Source organism: Bradyrhizobium lablabi, assembly GCF_018129385.1.
Classification (GTDB): domain Bacteria; phylum Pseudomonadota; class Alphaproteobacteria; order Rhizobiales; family Xanthobacteraceae; genus Bradyrhizobium; species Bradyrhizobium lablabi_C.
The window spans coordinates 288834-307904 of record NZ_JAFCLN010000001.1 but is presented as its reverse complement, the minus strand read 5'-3'; the positions used below and the strand labels follow the sequence as shown (position 1 = coordinate 307904).

Annotated in this window: 16 protein-coding genes; 9 read left to right on the top strand and 7 right to left on the bottom strand. The window is 62.8% G+C overall.

Going from position 1 to position 19071, the window contains the following annotated elements; genetic code table 11:
- The 4 genes from JQ628_RS01465 to JQ628_RS01450 all read left to right on the top strand — a co-directional run bounded on the left by JQ628_RS01465 (position 1) and on the right by JQ628_RS01450 (position 4667).
- Positions 1–1074, top strand: coding sequence for a branched-chain amino acid ABC transporter permease (locus JQ628_RS01465; protein ID WP_212218068.1), 1074 nt, complete (start codon positions 1–3; stop codon positions 1072–1074).
- A 44-nt stretch (positions 1075–1118) separates the two neighbouring features.
- Positions 1119–2402, top strand: coding sequence for an ABC transporter substrate-binding protein (locus tag JQ628_RS01460; RefSeq protein WP_212218065.1), 1284 nt, complete (start codon positions 1119–1121; stop codon positions 2400–2402).
- A gap of 202 nt (positions 2403–2604) precedes the next feature.
- On the top strand, positions 2605–3444 hold the full coding sequence (locus tag JQ628_RS01455) for an ABC transporter ATP-binding protein (protein WP_212218063.1): 840 nt from the start codon (positions 2605–2607) through the stop codon (positions 3442–3444).
- On the top strand, positions 3441–4667 hold the full coding sequence (locus JQ628_RS01450; protein ID WP_212218060.1) for a phenylacetate--CoA ligase family protein: 1227 nt from the start codon (positions 3441–3443) through the stop codon (positions 4665–4667). The genes JQ628_RS01455 and JQ628_RS01450 overlap by 4 nt, the downstream gene beginning before the upstream one ends.
- Before the next feature lie 109 nt (positions 4668–4776).
- Here JQ628_RS01450 and JQ628_RS01445 read toward each other — a convergent pair whose 3' ends face one another.
- The gene (locus tag JQ628_RS01445) at positions 4777–6414 is read right to left on the bottom strand and encodes a carbamoyltransferase family protein (protein ID WP_212218057.1); all 1638 of its coding nucleotides are present in this window, start codon (positions 6412–6414) and stop codon (positions 4777–4779) included.
- Between the two features lie 225 nt (positions 6415–6639).
- Here JQ628_RS01445 and JQ628_RS01440 point away from each other — a divergent pair, with 225 nt between their 5' ends.
- The 5 genes from JQ628_RS01440 to JQ628_RS01420 all read left to right on the top strand — a co-directional run bounded on the left by JQ628_RS01440 (position 6640) and on the right by JQ628_RS01420 (position 12696).
- Positions 6640–8112, top strand: coding sequence for a hypothetical protein (locus JQ628_RS01440; RefSeq protein WP_212218054.1), 1473 nt, complete (start codon positions 6640–6642; stop codon positions 8110–8112).
- Between the two features lie 26 nt (positions 8113–8138).
- The gene (locus JQ628_RS01435) at positions 8139–9446 is read left to right on the top strand and encodes a hypothetical protein (RefSeq protein ID WP_212218051.1); all 1308 of its coding nucleotides are present in this window, start codon (positions 8139–8141) and stop codon (positions 9444–9446) included.
- Between the two features lie 155 nt (positions 9447–9601).
- A complete protein-coding gene (gene rfbB / locus JQ628_RS01430; RefSeq protein ID WP_212219277.1) occupies positions 9602–10714 on the top strand; it encodes a dTDP-glucose 4,6-dehydratase in 1113 nt (370 codons plus the stop codon).
- A 6-nt stretch (positions 10715–10720) separates the two neighbouring features.
- The gene (locus JQ628_RS01425) at positions 10721–11893 is read left to right on the top strand and encodes a CgeB family protein (RefSeq protein WP_212218049.1); all 1173 of its coding nucleotides are present in this window, start codon (positions 10721–10723) and stop codon (positions 11891–11893) included.
- An 8-nt stretch (positions 11894–11901) separates the two neighbouring features.
- Positions 11902–12696, top strand: a complete 795-nt coding sequence (locus JQ628_RS01420) for a class I SAM-dependent methyltransferase (protein WP_212218046.1) — start codon at positions 11902–11904, stop codon at positions 12694–12696.
- A 1-nt stretch (position 12697) separates the two neighbouring features.
- Here JQ628_RS01420 and JQ628_RS01415 read toward each other — a convergent pair whose 3' ends face one another.
- The 6 genes from JQ628_RS01415 to JQ628_RS01390 all read right to left on the bottom strand — a co-directional run bounded on the left by JQ628_RS01415 (position 12698) and on the right by JQ628_RS01390 (position 19000).
- Entirely contained in the window at positions 12698–13891 is a 1194-nt protein-coding gene (locus JQ628_RS01415) for a glycosyltransferase family 4 protein (protein ID WP_212218043.1), read from the bottom strand.
- A gap of 8 nt (positions 13892–13899) precedes the next feature.
- On the bottom strand, positions 13900–15006 hold the full coding sequence (locus JQ628_RS01410) for a DegT/DnrJ/EryC1/StrS family aminotransferase (RefSeq protein WP_212218040.1): 1107 nt from the start codon (positions 15004–15006) through the stop codon (positions 13900–13902).
- Positions 15003–15416 (bottom strand): hypothetical protein, encoded by a 414-nt coding sequence (locus tag JQ628_RS01405; RefSeq protein ID WP_212218037.1) that lies wholly within the window; start codon positions 15414–15416, stop codon positions 15003–15005. Before JQ628_RS01405 ends, JQ628_RS01410 begins: the two co-directional genes overlap by 4 nt.
- Before the next feature lie 31 nt (positions 15417–15447).
- Positions 15448–16350: a hypothetical protein gene (locus JQ628_RS01400; protein WP_212218034.1), complete on the bottom strand. Its 903-nt coding sequence runs from the start codon at positions 16348–16350 to the stop codon at positions 15448–15450.
- A gap of 204 nt (positions 16351–16554) precedes the next feature.
- Complete coding sequence (locus JQ628_RS01395) at positions 16555–17361, bottom strand: class I SAM-dependent methyltransferase (protein WP_249127447.1); 807 nt, start codon at positions 17359–17361, stop codon at positions 16555–16557.
- Positions 17362–17479: 118 nt separating this feature from the next.
- Positions 17480–19000, bottom strand: coding sequence for a hypothetical protein (locus tag JQ628_RS01390; RefSeq protein WP_212218028.1), 1521 nt, complete (start codon positions 18998–19000; stop codon positions 17480–17482).
- Positions 19001–19071: the final 71 nt, after the last annotated feature.

The window sequence follows — 19071 nt, the reverse complement described above, 5'->3', positions numbered from 1 at the left end:
ATGGCCGGTCCTTCCCTTATCCCCGCTGGTGATTTCCGCACCACCTATTCGGAAGACACCACGATCTTCCCGACCACGACCAGCCGCAACATGGCGATCCTGGGCGTCGTGCTGATCTGCTTTGCACCACAGGTATTCAGCGGCTACTGGCTCAGCATCCTGATCCAGATCGGCATCTTCTCGATTGCGGCGCTGGGCCTCAACATTCTGGTCGGCTTCACCGGCCAGATCTCGATCGGCCACGCCGCCTTCTTCCTGTTCGGCGCATTCACCTCGGCCTACATCAACAACACCTTTTCGATTCCGGTGTTCTTCGCGATTCCGCTCGCCGGCGTCGTCACCGCCCTGGTCGGCCTGATCTTCGGCGTGCCGGCGGCACGGCTGAAGGGCCTCTATCTCGTCATCGCGACACTGGCCGCGCAGTACATCCTGCTCGACTTCTTCTCGCGCGCGGAATGGTTCTCCGGCGGATCGGTACCGGCGAGCGCCAACCCGTTCTCGATTTTCGGCTACACGCTACGGGGCGACCGGCAGTATTTCTATGTCGTGCTGGCCTATGTCCTCGTCAGCTTCATCCTGGTGACCAACCTGATGCGCACGCGCGACGGCCGCGCGCTGGTCGCGGTGCGCGACCATTATCTCTCCGCCGAGATCATGGGCATCAACCTCACCAAATACCGCACGCTGTCATTCGGCCTTGCCGCGTTCTTCGCCGGCATTGCCGGCGCGCTCTATGCGCATTATCAGCTCGTCGTCTCGCAGGAAGGTTTTGGCATCGAGCGCTCGGTGCTGTTCCTCGCCATGGTCATCATCGGCGGCACCGGCTCGGTCATGGGCACGCTGATGGGCACCGCCTTCGTGGTACTGGTGCCGGAATCGATGGAATGGCTCAGTCACTGGCTGAAGGGCGGGGTGATCGACAAGGCGCTGTCGCTCAACACCAACATTACGTTCCTGCGGGAGATCGCGATCGGCCTGATCATCATCGGCTTTCTGATGTTCGAGCCCGACGGGCTCGCGCATCGATGGCGGCAGATCAAGGCGTACTGGAAGCTCTATCCGTTCTCGCATTGAGGGCGTACTTAACTAACCGACTAATAACAGGGAGGAAGACACAAATGACGATTAAATCGCTTCTGAGCACGGTCTCGCTGGCGCTGCTGGTCGGCGGCATCTCCGCCACCGCGCAGGCCCAGATCGCCGTCGGCCAGCTCGCGGACTACTCCGGCGCGACCTCGGACGTCGGAACGCCCTACGGCCAGGCGGTGGCCGATACCTTTGCCTGGATCAACAAGAACGGCGGCATCGGCGGCAAGCAGGTCAATCTCGACACCAACGACTATGGCTACCAGGTGCCGCGCGCGATCGCGCTCTACAAGAAATGGTCGGCGTCGGACGGCAAGGTCGCCGCGATCATGGGATGGGGCACGGCGGACACCGAGGCGCTGACCGGCTTCGTCGCCAACGACAAGATACCCTACATCTCCGCGTCCTACGCGGCGGCGCTGACCGATCCGGAAGGCACCAGCGGCAAGGCAAAGCCCGCGCCCTATAATTTCTTCTACGGCCCGAGCTATTCCGACGCGATCCGCGCGCTGATCACCTGGGCGGCCGAAGACTGGAAGGCCAAGGGCAAGAGCGGCAAGCCGAAATTCGTCCACATGGGCGGCAACCATCCCTACCCGAACGCGCCGAAGGCGGCCGGTGAGGCGATGGCCACCGAACTCGGCTTCGAAGTGCTGCCGCCGATCGTGTTCGCGCTGACGCCGGGCGATTACTCGGCGCAGTGCCTGAGCCTGAAGAGCTCCGGCGCCAACTACGCCTATCTCGGCAATACCGCCGCCTCCAACATCTCGGTGCTGAAGGCCTGCAAGACCGCCGGCGTCGACGTCCAGTTCCTCGGCAATGTCTGGGGCATGGACGAAAACGCCGCCAAGACCGCCGCCGATGCGGCCGACGGCGTCGTGTTCCCGCTGCGCACGCCGGTGATCTGGGGCGGCAACGCACCCGGCATGAAGACGGTGCAGGAAATCTCCAAGATTTCCGATGCGAGCGGCAAGGCCTATCGCCCGGTGCACTACATCGCCGGCGTTTGCAGCGCGCTCTATGCGAGGGAAGCGATCGACTGGGCTGCCAAGAACGGCGGCGCCACCGGCGAGAACGTCGCAAAAGGCTTTCACCAGAAGAAGGACTGGGTGCCGGCCGGCCTGGAAGGCGTCTGCAACCCCTCGACCTGGACCGACAAGGACCATCGCGGCACGCTCAAGGTCGACCTCTACCGCATGAAGGTCGCCGGTGCCACGGACGGCGAGCTCAACGACCTCATGAGCAAGGGCACGATCAAGCTCGAGAAGGTGAAGACCGTCGACCTGCCGCGCAAGCCGGAATGGCTGGGCTGGTGAGTTTGTAAGGCTGCCTCGCAGCAGCCCCATACGCAACACGTCGTCCCCCGCCTTGTGCGCAATTGCGCACTGGGGCGGGGGACCCAGTACGCCGCGGCTTCTCGATTCGATCATCGGCGTCTCTGGAATACTGGATCACCTGCTCTAGTGCGCAGTTGCGCACGAAACGCGGGGGATGACGACCGGAGGTGAAAGAAACAATATGACCCAAACCGCAGAAGCCACTCGTCCAACGCCCGCCGCCGTCGCGGCCGCCCCGTTGCTCGCCGTGAACAACATCGAGGTGGTCTATGACGACGTCATCCTGGTGCTGCGCGGCCTGTCCCTCGAAGTGCCCAAGGGCGCGATCGTCGCGCTGCTCGGCGCCAACGGCGCCGGCAAATCGACGACGCTGAAAGCGATCTCCGGCTTGCTCAAGACCGAGGACGGCGAGGTCACCCGCGGCGAAATCCTGTTCGAGGGCCAACGCATCAACGGCATCGATCCCGACAAGATCGTGCGCCGCGGCATCTTCCAGGTGATGGAGGGCCGCCGCATCATCGCCGATATGACGTCACTGGAAAATCTGCGGCTCGGCGCCTTCACCCGCAGCGACAACGAAGTCGATGCCGACATCGACATGGTCTTCAAATATTTCCCGCGCCTGAAGGAGCGCACGGGCCTTGCCGGCTATCTCTCCGGCGGCGAGCAGCAGATGCTGGCGATCGGCCGTGCGCTGATGGCGCGACCGAAGATGATCCTGATGGACGAGCCCTCGATGGGCCTGTCGCCGCTGCTGGTGAAGGAGGTCTTCTCCATCATCAAGGAAATCAACCGCGATCTCGGCGTCACCATCCTGCTGGTGGAGCAGAACGCCCGCGCCGCGCTGTCGGTCGCAAGCCACGGCTACATCATGGAACAGGGCAAGGTCGTGCTCGACGGCTCGGCCGACGAATTGCGCGACAACGAGGACGTGAAAGAGTTCTACCTCGGCGGCGCCGGCGACCAGCGCAAGAGTTTCAAGAACCTGAAAAGCTTCAAACGGCGGAAACGTTGGCTGTGAGTAATAACCACTACGACGCGCTCGAAACGCGCGATCCCGCCGCCCGCGAGGCGGACCTGTTCGCGCGGCTGCCGAACGTGCTGCGCGCGGCCATGGCGGCGCCGGCCTACGCCGAGCGCCTGCGCGGCGTCGATCCGGCCGGCATCGCCAGCCGCGATGCGCTGGCCAAATTGCCGGTGCTGCGCAAATCCGAACTCCCTGCCCTGCACAAGGCCGCTCCGCCCTTCGGCGGCTTTGTGGCCGCCCATCCCGGCTCGTTCGCACGGCTGTTCACCTCCCCCGGTCCGATCTTCGAGCCGGAAGTAACGCAAGCCGACCCCTGGCGCGGCGCGCGGGCGCTGTTCGCGACCGGCTTCCGGCCGGGCGACGTCGTGCTCAACACCTTCAGCTATCACCTCACCCCCGGCGGATTCATCTTCGATGCCTCCGCCCGTGCGCTCGGCTGCGCCGTCATCCCGGCCGGCCCGGGCAATACCGAGGCGCAGTTCGAGCTGATCGAGACCTATCGCCCGGTCGGCTACAGCGGCACGCCGGACTTTTTGAAGATCCTGCTCGATGCCTCCGATCATGCGAAGCGCGACGTTTCCTCGATCAAGCGCGCGCTGGTCTCGGGAGCAGCCTTTCCGAAATCACTACAGGAAGAGATGAAGGCGCGCGGCGTCGATGCCTACCAGGCGTTCGGCACCGCCGATCTCGGCATGGTCGCCTTCGAGACCCCCGCGCGCGAGGGCATGACCGTCAACGAGGACCTGATCCTGGAAATCGTCAAGCCCGGCACCGGCGATCCCGTCACGCCGGGCGATGTCGGCGAGATCGTCGTCACCTCGCTCGACGAGCACCATCCCTGGATCCGCCTTGCCCTCGGCGACCTCACCGCGGCGCTGCCGGGCACCAGCCCCTGCGGCCGCACCAACATGCGCATCAAGGGCTGGATGGGCCGCGCCGACCAGACCACCAAGGTCAAGGGCATGTTCGTGCGGCCCGAGCAGGTCGCCGAGATCGGCAAGCGCCATCCCGAGCTCGGCCGCCTGCGCCTCGTCGTGACCCGCGCCGGCGAAAGCGATGTGATGACGCTGAAGGCCGAATGCGCTTCGGCTAACGATGCGCTGCGCCAGCAGCTCGCCGCCACGCTGCGAGCGGTGGCAAAGCTCGGCGGCACCGTCGAACTGGTCGGCGCCGGCGCGCTGCCCAACGACGGCAAGGTGATCGCGGACGAGAGGTAGCGCAGCCCCAAATTTCGTCATTGCGAGGAGCGAAGCGACGAAGCAATCCAGCTTTTTTGCTGCGGAAAAGCTGGATTGCTTCGCTTCGCTCGCAATGACGATGTGGCCATCAGCTCGGCTTAGACAGCCGGTACGGCCCGAGATACAGCGCGTCCAGCCCGGAGCAGAAATAGGTGTGCAGCGCCTCCAGCGGCGCGTTCACCGTCGGCTGCTCGTTGATGTTGAGGCTGGTGTTGATCAGCATCGGCACGGAAGCCGCCTTGGCGAACTCGCCGATCAGGCGGGTGTAGAGCGGATTGGTATCGGCCTGCACGCTCTGGATCCGCGCGGTGCCGTCGACATGCACCACGGCCGGGATCTTTTCCCTGACCTTGTCGATGACCGGAAAGGTCACCACCATGAACGGGGCGTCGAAGGCTTCCTCGAAATATTCGTCCTGACGCTCGTAGAGCACCGAGGGACAGAACGGCCGGAATTCCTCCCGATACTTGATGCCGGTGTTGATGCGGTCCTTCATGCCGGCCGAACGCGGGTCGGCGATGATCGAGCGGTTGCCGAGCGCGCGCGGGCCGTATTCCATGCGGCCCTGGAACCAGCCGACCGTCTTCTGCCCGACGAGGTCATCGACGCAGCGCGAGACCGGATCGTCCAGCACCTCGTAACGCGCGCCGATCTTGTCGAGCGTGTTCCTGATCTCGTCGTTGGAATATTCCGGACCCCAATAAGCATGGGTGAGCGGCGCGATCCTGTGGCCGGCTTCGGCGCATTTGAGCATCGCCGCGCCCAGCGCGACGCCCGCATCGTGCGGCACCGGCGGAACGTAGAGCCGGCCGACCGACGGCTCGGCGGCGATCTCCATGTTCATCTTGCAGTTCAGCGCGACGCCGCCGGCGAGGCACACGTCGGCGCAGCCGGTCTGCGCGATCGCGGTGCGGATCACTTCGGTGGTGACGATCTCGAGCTGCTTCTGGCCGCTCGCCGCGATGTCGGTAAAGCGCTGGTCGAGCGGCTGGCCGCGAACGCGGCGCGGGCCCAGCACATCCTCCATTTTCTCGGTGAAGATGCGCTCCTGCCGGGTCGAGAAATCGCTGGTGAAGATCTCGGCATCGCGGCGGCGCTTGTCGAGGGCCTCGTCGAGAACATAGTCGATCCCGTTCGGGCGCAGCAGGGCAGCGAACTTGTCGAGATATTTCGGGCTGCCGTAGGAAGAAAGACCCATGACCTTGTATTCGTCATTGGTCATTTGGTAGCCGAGATATTGCGTCAGCATGCCGTAATAGAGGCCGAGGCTGTTGTGCCGGCCGAACCGCGTCAGCACCTTGAAGTCGTTGCCTTTGACGTGGGCGACCATGCCGGAGGAGGAGTCGCCGGAAAAATCGAAGCAGGCGACCGTCGCCTCCGAAAAGCCCGAGCCGTAATAGCTGCTGGCGGCATGGCAGAGGTGGTGATCGTACAGCTCGATCTTCGGGCTGTGTCCGAACTGGTACTTGAAGTACTCCGTCAGGCGCCGCTCATAATTGGTGTAGGTCCTCAGCGGCGAGCAGACATAATCGACGTCGCGCATGGTGATGCCGGCCTGCTTCAGGCAAAAGGCCATCGCGCCGCGCGGCAGCTCGCCGCGGGCGTGCTTGGCCAGCGTGAAGCGCTCCTCTTCCGCCGCCGCGATCAACTCGCCGTCGCGAAGCAGGACCGCGGCGCCGTCATGGTGGCCGTGCTTGATGCCGGAACTGATTCCAATCACATACATGCGTTTTCGCGCCTGCCACCCGACATCGAGGGGAATAAAGGGTAAACAAAAGACCGCCAAAAGGCGGTCACGGACGCCGCCGTTCTATAGGGAAGCCGCTGCAAATCAAGGGGTTTTTGTTGCGGAAAAGACCCGGATTGCGCTTGTTTCGAAAACCTGAGGGCATTGGCGCCCCGGATGCTCCGGTGAAGCGGAGGCCCGGAACAGCCCACGCGGTTCAGCGGCTTGGAGGTGCGGCCGAATAAGCGGCGCGCAAGTTGTGCGCAGCAACTCGTTTCGATATGCAAGCCGGGGGAAATCAGAGCTTTGGTTTGCAAGCAAATGATCGGTGAATGGCTGCAAACAAATGCCGATGACAAGCGGCAACGCCTGTCATTGGCCCTATTGATCGCATTTCACATCGTCATCTGCTGCATTTCTCTCATCCAGCTAGCCAACAACGACCACCCGGTTTCCTTTCATCCGCCGACATTCCATCTCTTCTTCGATGCCGGAAGACTGCACGTTGTTATCCCGATCATTGCGGCCTTTTCGGCGGTGGCGGCGCTGTTCGTCTTCTCCGGCTTCAGCTTCGGCTTCTTCACGGGATTCTATCTCTACACCATGGTTCTCGGCTATCTCTGGCTGAACTGTTTCACGGATCTGACCTATGATCATCGACTGGCTGGAATTTCGGCCGCCGTTTCGGCCATTACGTTTCTCGTCCCGGCGCTGTTTGTGGCATCGCCGATCCGGCAAATTTTGGTGCTGTCGGACAAGGCCTTCGACCGCGGGCTGATCCTCATCCTGCTGTTCGGCGGCGTAATCGTCGCTGCCGGCGCCTTCTACAGCTTCCGTCTGGTGGCGCTCGATAACATCTATGACTATCGCGACAAGATCGAGTTTCCAACGATACTGAGATATCTGCTGCCGTTGTTGTCCAGCACCCTGCTTCCGTTCGCTTTCGCATCTTTCCTGGCGCGCCGGAAATTTTTCGGCGCCGGCGTGGCGGTGCTGCTTTTGCTTGCGCTATATCCGGTCACACTCAGCAAGACCATGCTTTTCGGTCCATTCTGGCTGCTGCTCGTCGCAGCACTTGCAAGGCTGTTCGAGACAAGGATGGCCGTCGTTCTGACCCTGACGTTGCCGCTCGCCGCTGGCGTGGTGCTGCACGCCGTTGCGCCTGCGCAGACCGCCTCAGTCTTCTCTGCGGTAAACTTCCGGATGGTTGGCATCCCGTCGGTCGCGATGGACATCTACAACGACTTTTTTGCGCGGCACGAGCTTACCTATTTTTGCCAGATAAACGTCCTGCGGCATCTGGTCGGGTGTCCGTATCAGGAGTTCCTGGGTAGCGTTATGGCCAAGGCCTACGGCATCGGTAATTTCAACGCCTCGCTGTTCGCCACGGAGGGGATCGCCTCGGTCGGTCCGCTATGGGCGCCGGTCGCGACGTTTGGCTGCGGCCTCATCGTTGCGCTGGGCAACCGCTTGTCCGCGGGACTGCCTGCCAGCTTCGTCATGGTTTCCGCCGCGATCCTCGTGCAGACCATCCTCAACGTGCAGTTTTCGACGGTCTTGCTCACCCACGGCGGAGCGCTGATGCTTCTGCTCTGGTACATTACCCCTCGAAACATATTCGAGGACGGAAAGCCGGCCGGGGAATATCCGAAGATCAATCGTGCTCCGGCATCCCTGCCGCGTCAGGCCGAGAGCTAGTCCCCCAATCGCCGGTGAAACACCGTATGGCTGCCAGCTTTCCACTCACCCCGGAGCGCACCCGATTGGGGATGCTGCTGCTGGCTCACATCGCGGTCTACTGCCTGTCCCTGCTCTATCTGGCGCACTACCGGTTTCCGGTCGATTTCGATCCCACCACGTTTCACGTCTTCTGGAACCCGTCTCGCCTCGGCTTTGCACTGCTTGCGACGGGATCGCTTGTCCTGTTTGCGCCGCTGTTCGCCATCACCCGCTTCAGCTTCGGCTACTTCGTCGGCTTCTATCTCTACACCGTGGCGCTGGGGTTTCTGTGGTTGAACGCCTTCACCGACCTCAAATACGATCATCGGCTGGCGGCAGTATCGGCCGCAGCATCGGCTGTAGCGTTTATTCTGCCGGCCTTGTTCATATCAAAGCCGGTCCGCCAGATTTACGTGCTGTCCGAACCGGCGTTCGACCGGTTGCTGACGGCGATCCTCGTGATCGGTGCCGCTGTAATAGCGGCCGGCGCGTTCTATGATTTCCGGATCGTTTTGATCGGAGACATCTATGAATTCCGCGCAACGATGACCAAGCCGGTCGTCCTCAGCTATCTGATCGGAATGACGTCGGGCGCATTGCTTCCGTTCGCTTTCGCCGGCTTTGTGATGCGCAATGCATACTGGCGCGCCGCCGCGGCCCTGCTGCTCCTGCTGTCCGTCTACCCGGTCGTATTCAACAAGACCGCCCTGTTCGCGCCGTTCTGGCTTGTCTTCATGCTGGCGCTTTCCAGATTGTTCGAGGCGAGAGTCGCGGTCGTGCTGTCGCTGTTGTTACCGCTTGCCGTCTCACTGGCGCTGATCGTTCTGTTCGGCATCGCGGCCGCGTCGATTTTCTCCCTCGTCAATTTTCGCATGGTCGCCGTCCCATCGGTCGCCATCGGCGTCTATTCCGATTTCTTCTCCAGCCACGACCTGACCTATTTCTGTCAAATCACGCCCTTGAAGACGATCATGTCCTGCCCCTATCACGAGCAGCTCTCGCTCGTGATGGAGAAGGCCTACAAGCTCGGCAACTTCAACGCCTCGTTGCTCGCTGAAGGCATTGCCTCGGTGGGCCTTCCATTTGCCCCGGTCGCGGTGCTCGCAGCCGGACTGGTCGTGGCTATCGGCAACCGGCTCTCCGCCGGATTGCCCGCCACCTTCGTCATGCTTTCGGGAGCGCTCGTTCCGCAACTGTTGCTCAACATACCCCTTTCAACCGTGTTGTTGACGCACGGCGCGGGGTTGCTGTTCCTGTTGTGGTACATCACGCCCCGCACGATCTTCGATCGCAAGCCGGACGAGGTTTCCTGACCTGCGCCTGCCCGCTGCGGAACAAGCAATATGTGTTGAGCGACGGTATCCGGGCATGCAATAGAACAGCCGCGCATCGGGAAAAGTCGCGCCGCTGCTGCCGAATTTCAGGCCGCAATGATCGCGATTTGACCGCCACAACCGGGGGATTTCGGATGCAAAGCGTTTTGATCACGGGAGGGGCCGGCTTTATCGGCCAGAACCTCGTGCATGCCTGGCGACGTGCCCGCCCGACGGACCGGCTGGTTGTGCTGGATGCCATGACCTATGCCGCCAATATCCGCAGCCTCGAGCCGCTGATCGCCGACCGCGGCATCGTCTTCGTCAAGGGCGACATCGGCGATGCGGAATTGCTGCGCCGCCTGTTCGACGAGCACCGCTTCACGCGGGTCGCTCATCTGGCGGCAGAGTCCCATGTGGACCGCTCGATCGCAGACCCCCAGGCATTTCTGCAAACCAATGTGCTCGGCACCTTCACGCTGCTCAAGGCCGCACTTGATGCCTGGCGCGGCCCTTCCGCAGAGCTGGCCGCGCGCTTCCTGCACGTCTCGACCGACGAGGTCTATGGCTCGCTCGGTCCCACCGATCCCGCATTCACCGAATCCACCGCGTATCGCCCGAACTCACCCTATGCGGCAAGCAAGGCAGCGAGCGACCACCTGGTACGTTCGTTCGTCGAAACCTACAAGCTGCCGGCCTTGATCACCAATTGCTCGAACAATTACGGTCCATATCAGCATCCGGAAAAGCTGATCCCCCTGATGATCATCCACGCACTGGAGGGAAAGAAACTGCCGATCTACGGCGACGGCTCCAATGTTCGCGACTGGCTGCATGTATCCGACCATTGCAATGCGCTGATGACCGTGATCGAGCGCGGCCGCGTCGGGCAAACCTACAATGTCGGCGGCGGCAACGAACGAAACAACCGGGACGTCGTCGGCACGATCTGCGATGCGCTCGATCGCGCTTTCGCTACTGATGCAACCTTGTCTTCACGCTTTCCGTCCTGCCCCGCGTCCGCCGGCAACTCCTGCCGCTCTCTCATCACGTTCGTGACCGACCGTCCCGGTCATGACCACCGCTATGCGATCGACGCCACAAAACTGGCCGCCGAGCTAGGCAGCAATTGCAACGTCGATTTCGCAAATGGCCTCGGCCAAACCGTGCAGTGGTATCTCGATCACGAGCAATGGTGGCGCGACGTGACCAGCGGCGCCTATCAGGCCTGGATCGACCAGAACTACAGTTTTCGGATCGCGGTCTGACTGATCATGCGGATCCTGGTGCTCAATGCGGATTACGCGCGCTTCCAGTCGTGGCTCTACCGCCGCCAGCCCGGCCTCGAGAACGCGCCATACGCGGAGCAGATGGCGGCGCGAAACGCCAGCCTGTTCGGCGTCGCCGATTTCTATTCGCGGAACTTCATCGCGCAGGGTCACCAGGCGGCCGAGATCCACGTCAACAATCCATGGCTGCAATCGGCATGGGCGCGCGAGCACGGCATGGCGCCGCTGGAGCCCGTGGCGGCCGCCGAGCGCCGCGTGCTGCCGGCCTGGATCGAGCGTGCGGTCGCGCCGTTCAAGCCGATGCTGCGTCCGCTGGCGCGGCGCGTCGGCCTCAGCCCGAAACTCGATCCCGGCGAAGAGCGGATATTGCTGGCCCAGATCGAGGAGTTTCGCCCCGATCTCATCCTCAACCAGGATGTCTTCCATACCGACACCGGCTTTATGCGGCGCATCAAGGGTAGCGGTGGACCGATCCTGATCGGCCAGGTCGGCATCGATCCGCCGCGCGGCGAGGACTGGAAGGTCTACGACCTGATGATCTCGCAATTGCCGGCGATCGTGAAATCGTTCCGGGCGCTCGGCGTCCGGTCCGAGGTCTGTCATCTGGCGTTCGAGCCGTCGATACTCGACGGACTGCCCGCGGTGCCGACCGACATCGACATCTCCTTTGTCGGTACGGTGTCGACGGATCATCAGCAAAGGATCGCGCTGCTGGAAGCGATTGCCAAACGCTTTGATCTGAAGCTTTGGGGCAATCTTCCGCGCACCCTGCCCGCCTCTTCATCGCTGCACGGCTGCTTCCAGGGCGAAATCTGGGGCGCGGAGATGTATCAGGTGATGCGGCGCTCGCGCATCACGATCAATTCCCACATCGACATGGTCGGCCAGGAGGCCGGCAACATGCGCCTGTTCGAGGCGACCGGCGCCGGCGCCTTCCTGCTCACCGACTTCAAGGAGAACCTGCACACCCTGTTCGAGCCGGAGCGTGAAGTCGCCACCTGGCGCTCGGTCGACGACTGCCTTGCCTCGATCGATCGCTATCTCGGCGACGATGCCGCACGCGCCGCGATCGCGCGCGCGGGCCAGGACAGAACCTTCGCCCAACACACCTTTGCCAACCGTGCCAGCGAAATCCTCACCTTCATCGGACGGGCGTGAGGGCAGCGATGAAGCTCCCACCGCTCGTCAGGCAGATCGGCAAGCGCATCGTGAAGGCGACGCCGATGCTGCGGCGGCGCTTCATGTACTCGTCGGACTATCGCCTGCTCAGCGGGCCGGAAGAGGCTCGCGCTGCGGCTACCTCGTCCGGCGGATGGTTTGCCGGGCGCACGGTGGCGCGGCAGGAGCGCGCCTATCAGGGCCTGATCGAAGCCATGAAGCGCGGCGAGTCCCGGATCGATTTCACCGCCGCAGCGGAAGCCGTCGCGGCAACCGGCATCCAAAATCCGAGCCTGCTCGAGGTCGGCTGCGGCAGCGGCTATTATTCGGAGGTGTTTGCGACCCTGCTGCCGGGCCGGGTGCGCTATGCCGGCGTCGACTATTCGCAAGCCATGATCGCGCGCGCCCGCGCGCATTATCCGTCAACTTCGTTCGATGTCGCCGACGCGACCAGGCTGCCGCACGCTGACGGCGCGTTCGACATCGTCTTCAATGGCGTCTCGCTGCTGCATATCGTCGACTATCAGGCCGCAATCCGCGAGGCCGCGCGCGTCGCCGCACGCCATTGCATCTTGCACACCGTGCCGGTGTTCAGCGATCACCGGACCACATTCCTGCAAAAATACGCCTATGGCGCGCCGGTGATCGAGATCGTGTTCGACAAGCAGGAACTGATCGCGCTGTGCCGGGATGCCGGATTGCGCCTCGAGCGTGAATGGCCCGGCGTGCCCTATGACGTCCACGAAGTCACCGGCCATCACTCGGTGACGGAGACCTATCTCTTTTCGAAGAGCGGCGCCTAGCTCATTTCCAGCAGCGGCGCTGGGCCTCGAATGCGTCGAGCACGTCGAATATGCCGCTGACGAACTCGCGCCCGGTCCATTTCGCCGCCCGCACCCGCCCTCGCTCGATCAGCTCAGCGCGCAACGCGTCATCCTCGAGGACGCGGCCGATTGCCTGCGCGATCGCAACGGGATCCGTCGGGTCGAACAGCACCGCCGCATCGCCCAATTGCTCCTCTGCCCCCTTGTAGTTGGAGACAATAGCGGGACATCCGAGCGCAAAAGCCTCCAGCGGCGGCAGGTTTTCCGGCCCCGAGAACGACGGGTAGACCAGCGCGCGCGCGTTGCGGTACAGGCCGATCAATTCCTCGTTCGATACGAAGCCGGGAAAAATCACCTTGTGCGAAATCCCGAGATCGGCCGCACAGCGTTCGACAAAGGCCCGGTTGCCCTTGTCCGATCCGACCAGCACAAGCGCCGGCGCATCGCTATCGGCCTTGATCAGAAGCTGCAACGCCCGCAGCAGGTTCACGTGGTTCTTGTGGGGCCAGAACTGCGCGGGATAAAAAATGTAGTCCTTTGGAACGCTCACTGGCGGCTTCGCGCTGGCGGCATCGCCGGCCGCGCGCAATGCAAATCCCGGAGTCGGGTGCGGCAGGATCGCGATGTGCTCCTCGGGTACGCCAAAGTACCTGATGAGTTCATCGCGTCCGATGCGCGTCCCCACGATGACCGCGGTGGCACGGCGCAGATGCCGCCGGAAAAAAAGCTCGCGGTGATCCCAGGTCCAGTTAGCGCTCACTTCCGGAAACCAGGGATGGGTCAGGTGCTGAACGTCCCAGACCATGGTCACATAGGGGATTTCGTAGGTGTCGTGCGTGCCGCCCGCGAGCCAGATCACATCGATACCGAGCGAAGCCGCCTGCTGCTCCAGCCGGCTTGGCCGCCGCCAGAAATAGCCGAAAACCGGCCAATAATGGCGCAGCAGCGAGAGCGGCCGATCCAGGAAAAACGGTTTTCGAACCGGGACGATCGCGACGTTGTCCGCCAGCTTGCGGCCGCGCACCGCATCGGCATAGGCCTGCGGCGCCAGCAGCGTGAAGCGGTGCGAACTCTTCCCCGCAAGATTGATGAAGGCGTCGACGACGTCGTGGACGAAGGTGAAACCGCCGCCGGACTGTGGCTCAATATCGCCGAGAACCACGCCGACGTGCATCGCCCGCCTCAATTCCTCGCGGCAACGATGGCGTCGCGCACGAATTCGAGCTTGTTATCCGTCAGCGTGGGCGCGGACGGCAGGTACAGGCCGGTTTCCCAGAGACGGTCGGCGACCGGACAGGCATCGCTGCGGAAACCGGGCATCTCCTGCAACACCGGCTGCCGGTTCATCGGACAAAAGAACGTGCGCGTCTCGATGCCTTTCTTCGCAAGGCTCGCCGCCATCTCATCGCGGGTGCGCCCGAACTCGGGCTCCACCGTCAGCGCATACATCCAGTAGACGTTCTTCGCCCAGTTCAATTCGACCGGCAGGCGAAGGCCGGGCACATCGGCCAGCAGCTTGTTGTAGGTGGCGGCCACCCGGCGCTTCTGCTCGATGATCTCTTCGATCTTCTCGAGCTGCGCCAGTCCCATCGCCGCCTGGTAGCTGGTCATGCGGAAATTATAGCCGGCGACGTCATGCTTGAAGCGCGGTTTTGTGAAGCCGAGATTACGCAGGAGGCGCAGCCGTTCGGCGAGCCGGTCGTCGTTGGTGGTGACCATGCCGCCCTCGCCGGTCGTGATCACCTTGTTGGCGTAAAAACTGTAGCAGGACATATCGCCAAAGCTGCCGGTCATGCGCCCGCGCACTGTTGCGCCATGCGACTCCGCGCAGTCCTCGATGACGATCAGGTTATGGCGCTTGGCCACTTCCATCAGGTGATCCATGTCGACGGGATGGCCGAACAGGTGAACCGGAATGATCGCCTTCGTCCGCGGCGTGATCAGGGATTCGATCAGGTCGACATCCAGGTTCCAGGTTACGTTCTCGGAATCGACCGGCACCGGCATGGCGTTGTTGTGAATGACGCCGAGCGCGGTCGCGATATTGGTGCTGGCACTGACCAGCACCTCGTCGCCCTCGCCGATGCCGGCGGCATCCACGGCCAGGTGCAGCGCGGTGGTGCCGCTGGTGACGGCAATGCCGTGCTTGCAGCCGCAATATTCCGCAAAGCCCTTCTCGAAGCGGTCGAGATAGGTGCCGAAATTGCCGGAGATCTCGCCACGGCGCAGCGCGTCCGTGACATAGGCGATTTCCGTTTCGCCGATGAAGGGTTCAAAGACAGGTATCATCGCTTCACATTCACATCCACTTTGTCGCGGTCCGCGCCCAGAAAGGGGCCCTGCTTGACGCTCACGCACTGCATCGTCTCGAGCACACGGACCGAATGCACGCCATGGATCAGCGTGATCGCATCGCCCGCCCGCAGCACCACCTCTCGAAAACGTTCGCCGCTGTCGGTGAAAAAGTCCACCGCCACGACGCCCCTCTGTACCACGAACATCTGCTGGAGATCGTCGATCTTGCGCTCGATGGTGGGGTGGTAATGCGCCGGCTCGATGAAATCGGCCTCATGCGCCAGCAGCCCGAACTGGAACGACGAGCCCGCCGGCGAAAAGAACGTGCTCTTTTCCACCGACGTGCCGGCCCAGATGATCTCGGCATAGCGCTTGCCGTCATGCTCGATCACTTCGAAACTCATCTCTCGGCTCCGGCCTCTCGTGCGAGCATGGTCAATTCAGATCGGCGAGACGAACGACGGCGCGCCGCTCGACATCATAGATCGGCAGGTCGATGATCTTCTGCAACCGCGCCGCGCCCGACAGGAATGTCAGCCTGCCGCCTTCATCGCGGGATTCGCGGAACTGCGACTCGACATAGCCCTCTTCCGCCGTCAGTTCGCGCTGCCCGTTCAGGCGGTCGCGGCGGACGAAGAACGCATTGTTGCCCGCGCTGTTCGATCCCACGAACGCGTAGCCCTTGCGGTTACCCAGTTCCACCAGTGCCTTCAGCGAGGCGCCCCAGTAGAGGTGCGAATGATGCGCGCGGCCGCGCACAAAGCTCTTGTCGTAGGGCACGGTCACCGCATGCCGCGCACCGAACACGCTGTTGTATTCGGCCACGACGAGGATCGGATTGACGGCATCGATCTTTTCCCAGACCCAGTAATCGTTGCCGTCGATATCGACGCTGAGCAGGCCGATCTCGCCGGAAAATCCGGCACCCTTTATCAGGCTGTTGATGTTGTCGGCATCGATGAAGGCGTCGACCGCGAGCAGATTGTGCCGCCAGTAGATCGTGCTGTCGCGCACCTTCTTCATGTGCGAGGCGCTGCCGTCCATGATCAATCCGCGCCAGTTGTCGTTGATGACGAGAAAGCGCGTGTTGGCTTCCTCGTACGACTCAACGCCGAACTCGACAAAAGTCCGGCATTGCTCCGGGATGCGCGCCTGCCTGACCAGATACTGGATGATGCCGTCTTCTCCGAACTGGGAAAACACCTTGAACTCGGCCGCGCGGATATCGTCGAGCGTTCCCATCGTTGCCGTCTGTGCAATCAGCGCCTTCGCCGCCAGAATTTTTGCATCCTGAACCTGCGCGCGGAGCGTCAGCAGCCCCCGGAGGTGGACATCCACAAGACTCCGGAGTCTTTGCACCAACCGCATACGAACAGTCCCGCCGATTGGCCCAAAGTGCCAAAAACCGCTTACCTCCAACGCTGATTACAGCAAGGGGTAAACCACTGCAACCTAAATCCCGGCAGGCAAAATGATGACGAATCAAGCGGTTAACGCGCTTGCCGGCAGCGATGGATGATGTCCGCCAACAGACCTTTCGCGCTATTTCCAGTCCAGTTCTTCGAGACGTCCCTCGCCATTCGAGCAGCGCCAGTAACCCTCGATGCGCTTCCAGGATGACGCTTGTAGCGGATATTCCTGCTGCTTGACGCGCACGTGCCGAAACTGTTCGGCAAGCAGCGAGCGCAGATCGTCCAGCGTCGCGAACACCTGGAGATGATCGTGCCCTTCGGGCCCGATGCTTTCGGAACCGCAAAACACCCCACGCGGCGCCAGCGCCGATGAAATCTTTTTCAAAACCGCCGCCGACCCCTCGCGCGTGAAATGACCGATCGCGCCGTCGAACACGATCACATCATAGGTCGGCCGCGGGAACGGCTCGTTCACCGCATCGAGCTTGCGATAGCTGATATTGGGCGCCGCATTGTGCCTCGCCGCGTAATGAATTGCGCTCTCCTCGATGTCGACGGCATCGACATGCGCGGCGCGCGGCGCATAGAACCGCCTGGTCAGCGCGCCGTCGCCGCAGCCGATATCCAGCACATGGTCGCCTTCGCGGATGATCTCGGCGGAAAGGAATGCGCGCGTCAGCGAATAAATTCCTTGCCCCAGCCGGCCGTCGAGCAGGTCGAACAGCGAGACGGAGTGCAGGCTGAAGTGAGGCTCGCCGTACACCTGCCAGGCCCAGTGACGGCGGAACACGCTGCGGTAATACTGCGACAGCAAACCCCGCGCGAATTTTTCCCGCAGCGAGGAGCCAAAAACCGCGAGCTCGCCGAGATGCGCCAGGCTGCGCGCGACGGCATTGCCGCGCACGGCCCTTGCGATTGCCGGCTTGTCGATCTTCATCACGCAGGCCTCGTTCCTTTTCGGGCAACCCGGATAACGCAAAAGCATCCGGAGCGCATCCGGTTTTTGCTCGCGCAGACAATCCCGGTGAGGCTGCTCGAAAGAGCTGCGACGCGATCTAGCGCGGGATCACGTCGGACAGACGATAGCGAAGGTTGCCGCTGATCAGCGGACTTGCTGCAAGCGCAACCACGGCCAGCCACACCGTGCATTCAAGGACAAATCCCAGAGGCTGTCCCGCCGGCACCAGCGAATGGATGATACTGCCCAGCGTCCAGCCGGCCAGCACGACCACGACGAACAGCGCGCCCAGAAAGGCGACGTGGCGGATGGGCCGTGAAAGCGTCTGCCTGACGATGACAATCGTCAGCAGCCCGAACTGAACCAGGAGATCGCTTGCGACAATGGCGATGGCCGCACCGAGTGGCCCCATCGGACCCGTCAGCGCCACCGCCAGCACCAAGAAGACCACAAGCTGCAATCCCTTGCTGCGCACCAGCAACTCGCCCCGATTGCTGTAATTGGCAAAGCCGAGTGCCAGGATCGAAGGTGCGGCGAGGCCAGCGCCGAGCAACAGCGTCATGGTCAGCACCGGGTCATACGGAATCGCGCCATGGGTCCAGAGCGCGAAGAAATCCGGCCAGAACGCCAGCAGGCCCGACACCACGGCGGCCGCCAGCAGCGTAACCAGCGCCGATGTGCGCGCATACAGCCGCTGGAGCGCGTCCTGCGCGCCGATGGCGTAGTCGTGGCCGAGTTCGGCGGTCAGCGGCAGCGTTGCTTGCACGCAAAGCGCCCGCACCAGTCCGGCGATCACGCGCGTCAGCCCCCACTGCGCCACCGCCACGCGATCGCTCACGAACACGCTGACCAAGAGCACCGGCAGATTGAGCAGCGCGATCTCGGTGCCGCCGGCCACCGCAAACGGGAACGCGCGGCGGAACTGGCCGGCGATCCAGCGCCAGGAGGGCGGTTTGATGCGAACCCCGCGCAGGAAGGGAAAACGGCGATAGGCATCCGCGAGTACGAGATATCCGAGCGCCAGCACCTGCGGCACCACATAGGCGATGACGACCGCCAGCAGGCTTCCGGTGACAACGACGGCCGCGATCTGCGCGAGCTGACCGGCAAACATGCCCGAGACCTGTAGCCAGGTCGGCACGCCATAGACGCCGCGGGCGCGATAGAGCGCCGCCGTCAGGAATGACGGCAGACCGAGCAGCACGCCGGCCGTCATGACAGCAAATGCGACGTCGAAATTTTCGATTTCCGCAAATCCGAGCAGGCGCGAGGGATGGAAGATGGAGCTGAAGGCCAGCGTGAGGCCAATCAAAAGCGCCGTCAGCATGAAATAGACGCGCAGCATCGCTGCGTAATAGCGCGCGCTGCGGCCGTCGGCATCGGCGCACGCCTTGAAGGCCAGAAAGCGGTTGACCGCGCGGAGCTGAAGCCCCGCGTCGGCGATGTAAGCCAGGTTGCCCGCGGCGTAGAGCGCGAGCCAGGCCGCCAGCGTATCGCTGCTCCAGAAATGCAGGAATATCGGGATCAGTGCGACCTGCTGCGTAATCCCCAGCAGCAACTGGACGAGATTGGCGGACCAGCCTTGCAGCACCCGATGCAGGCGGCTGGGAACGCTCACCACGCCCTCCCGATCGTCACGCGCGCGAGCGGAACGTGGATCAAGCTCATGGATCGCAGTCTGTCACACGT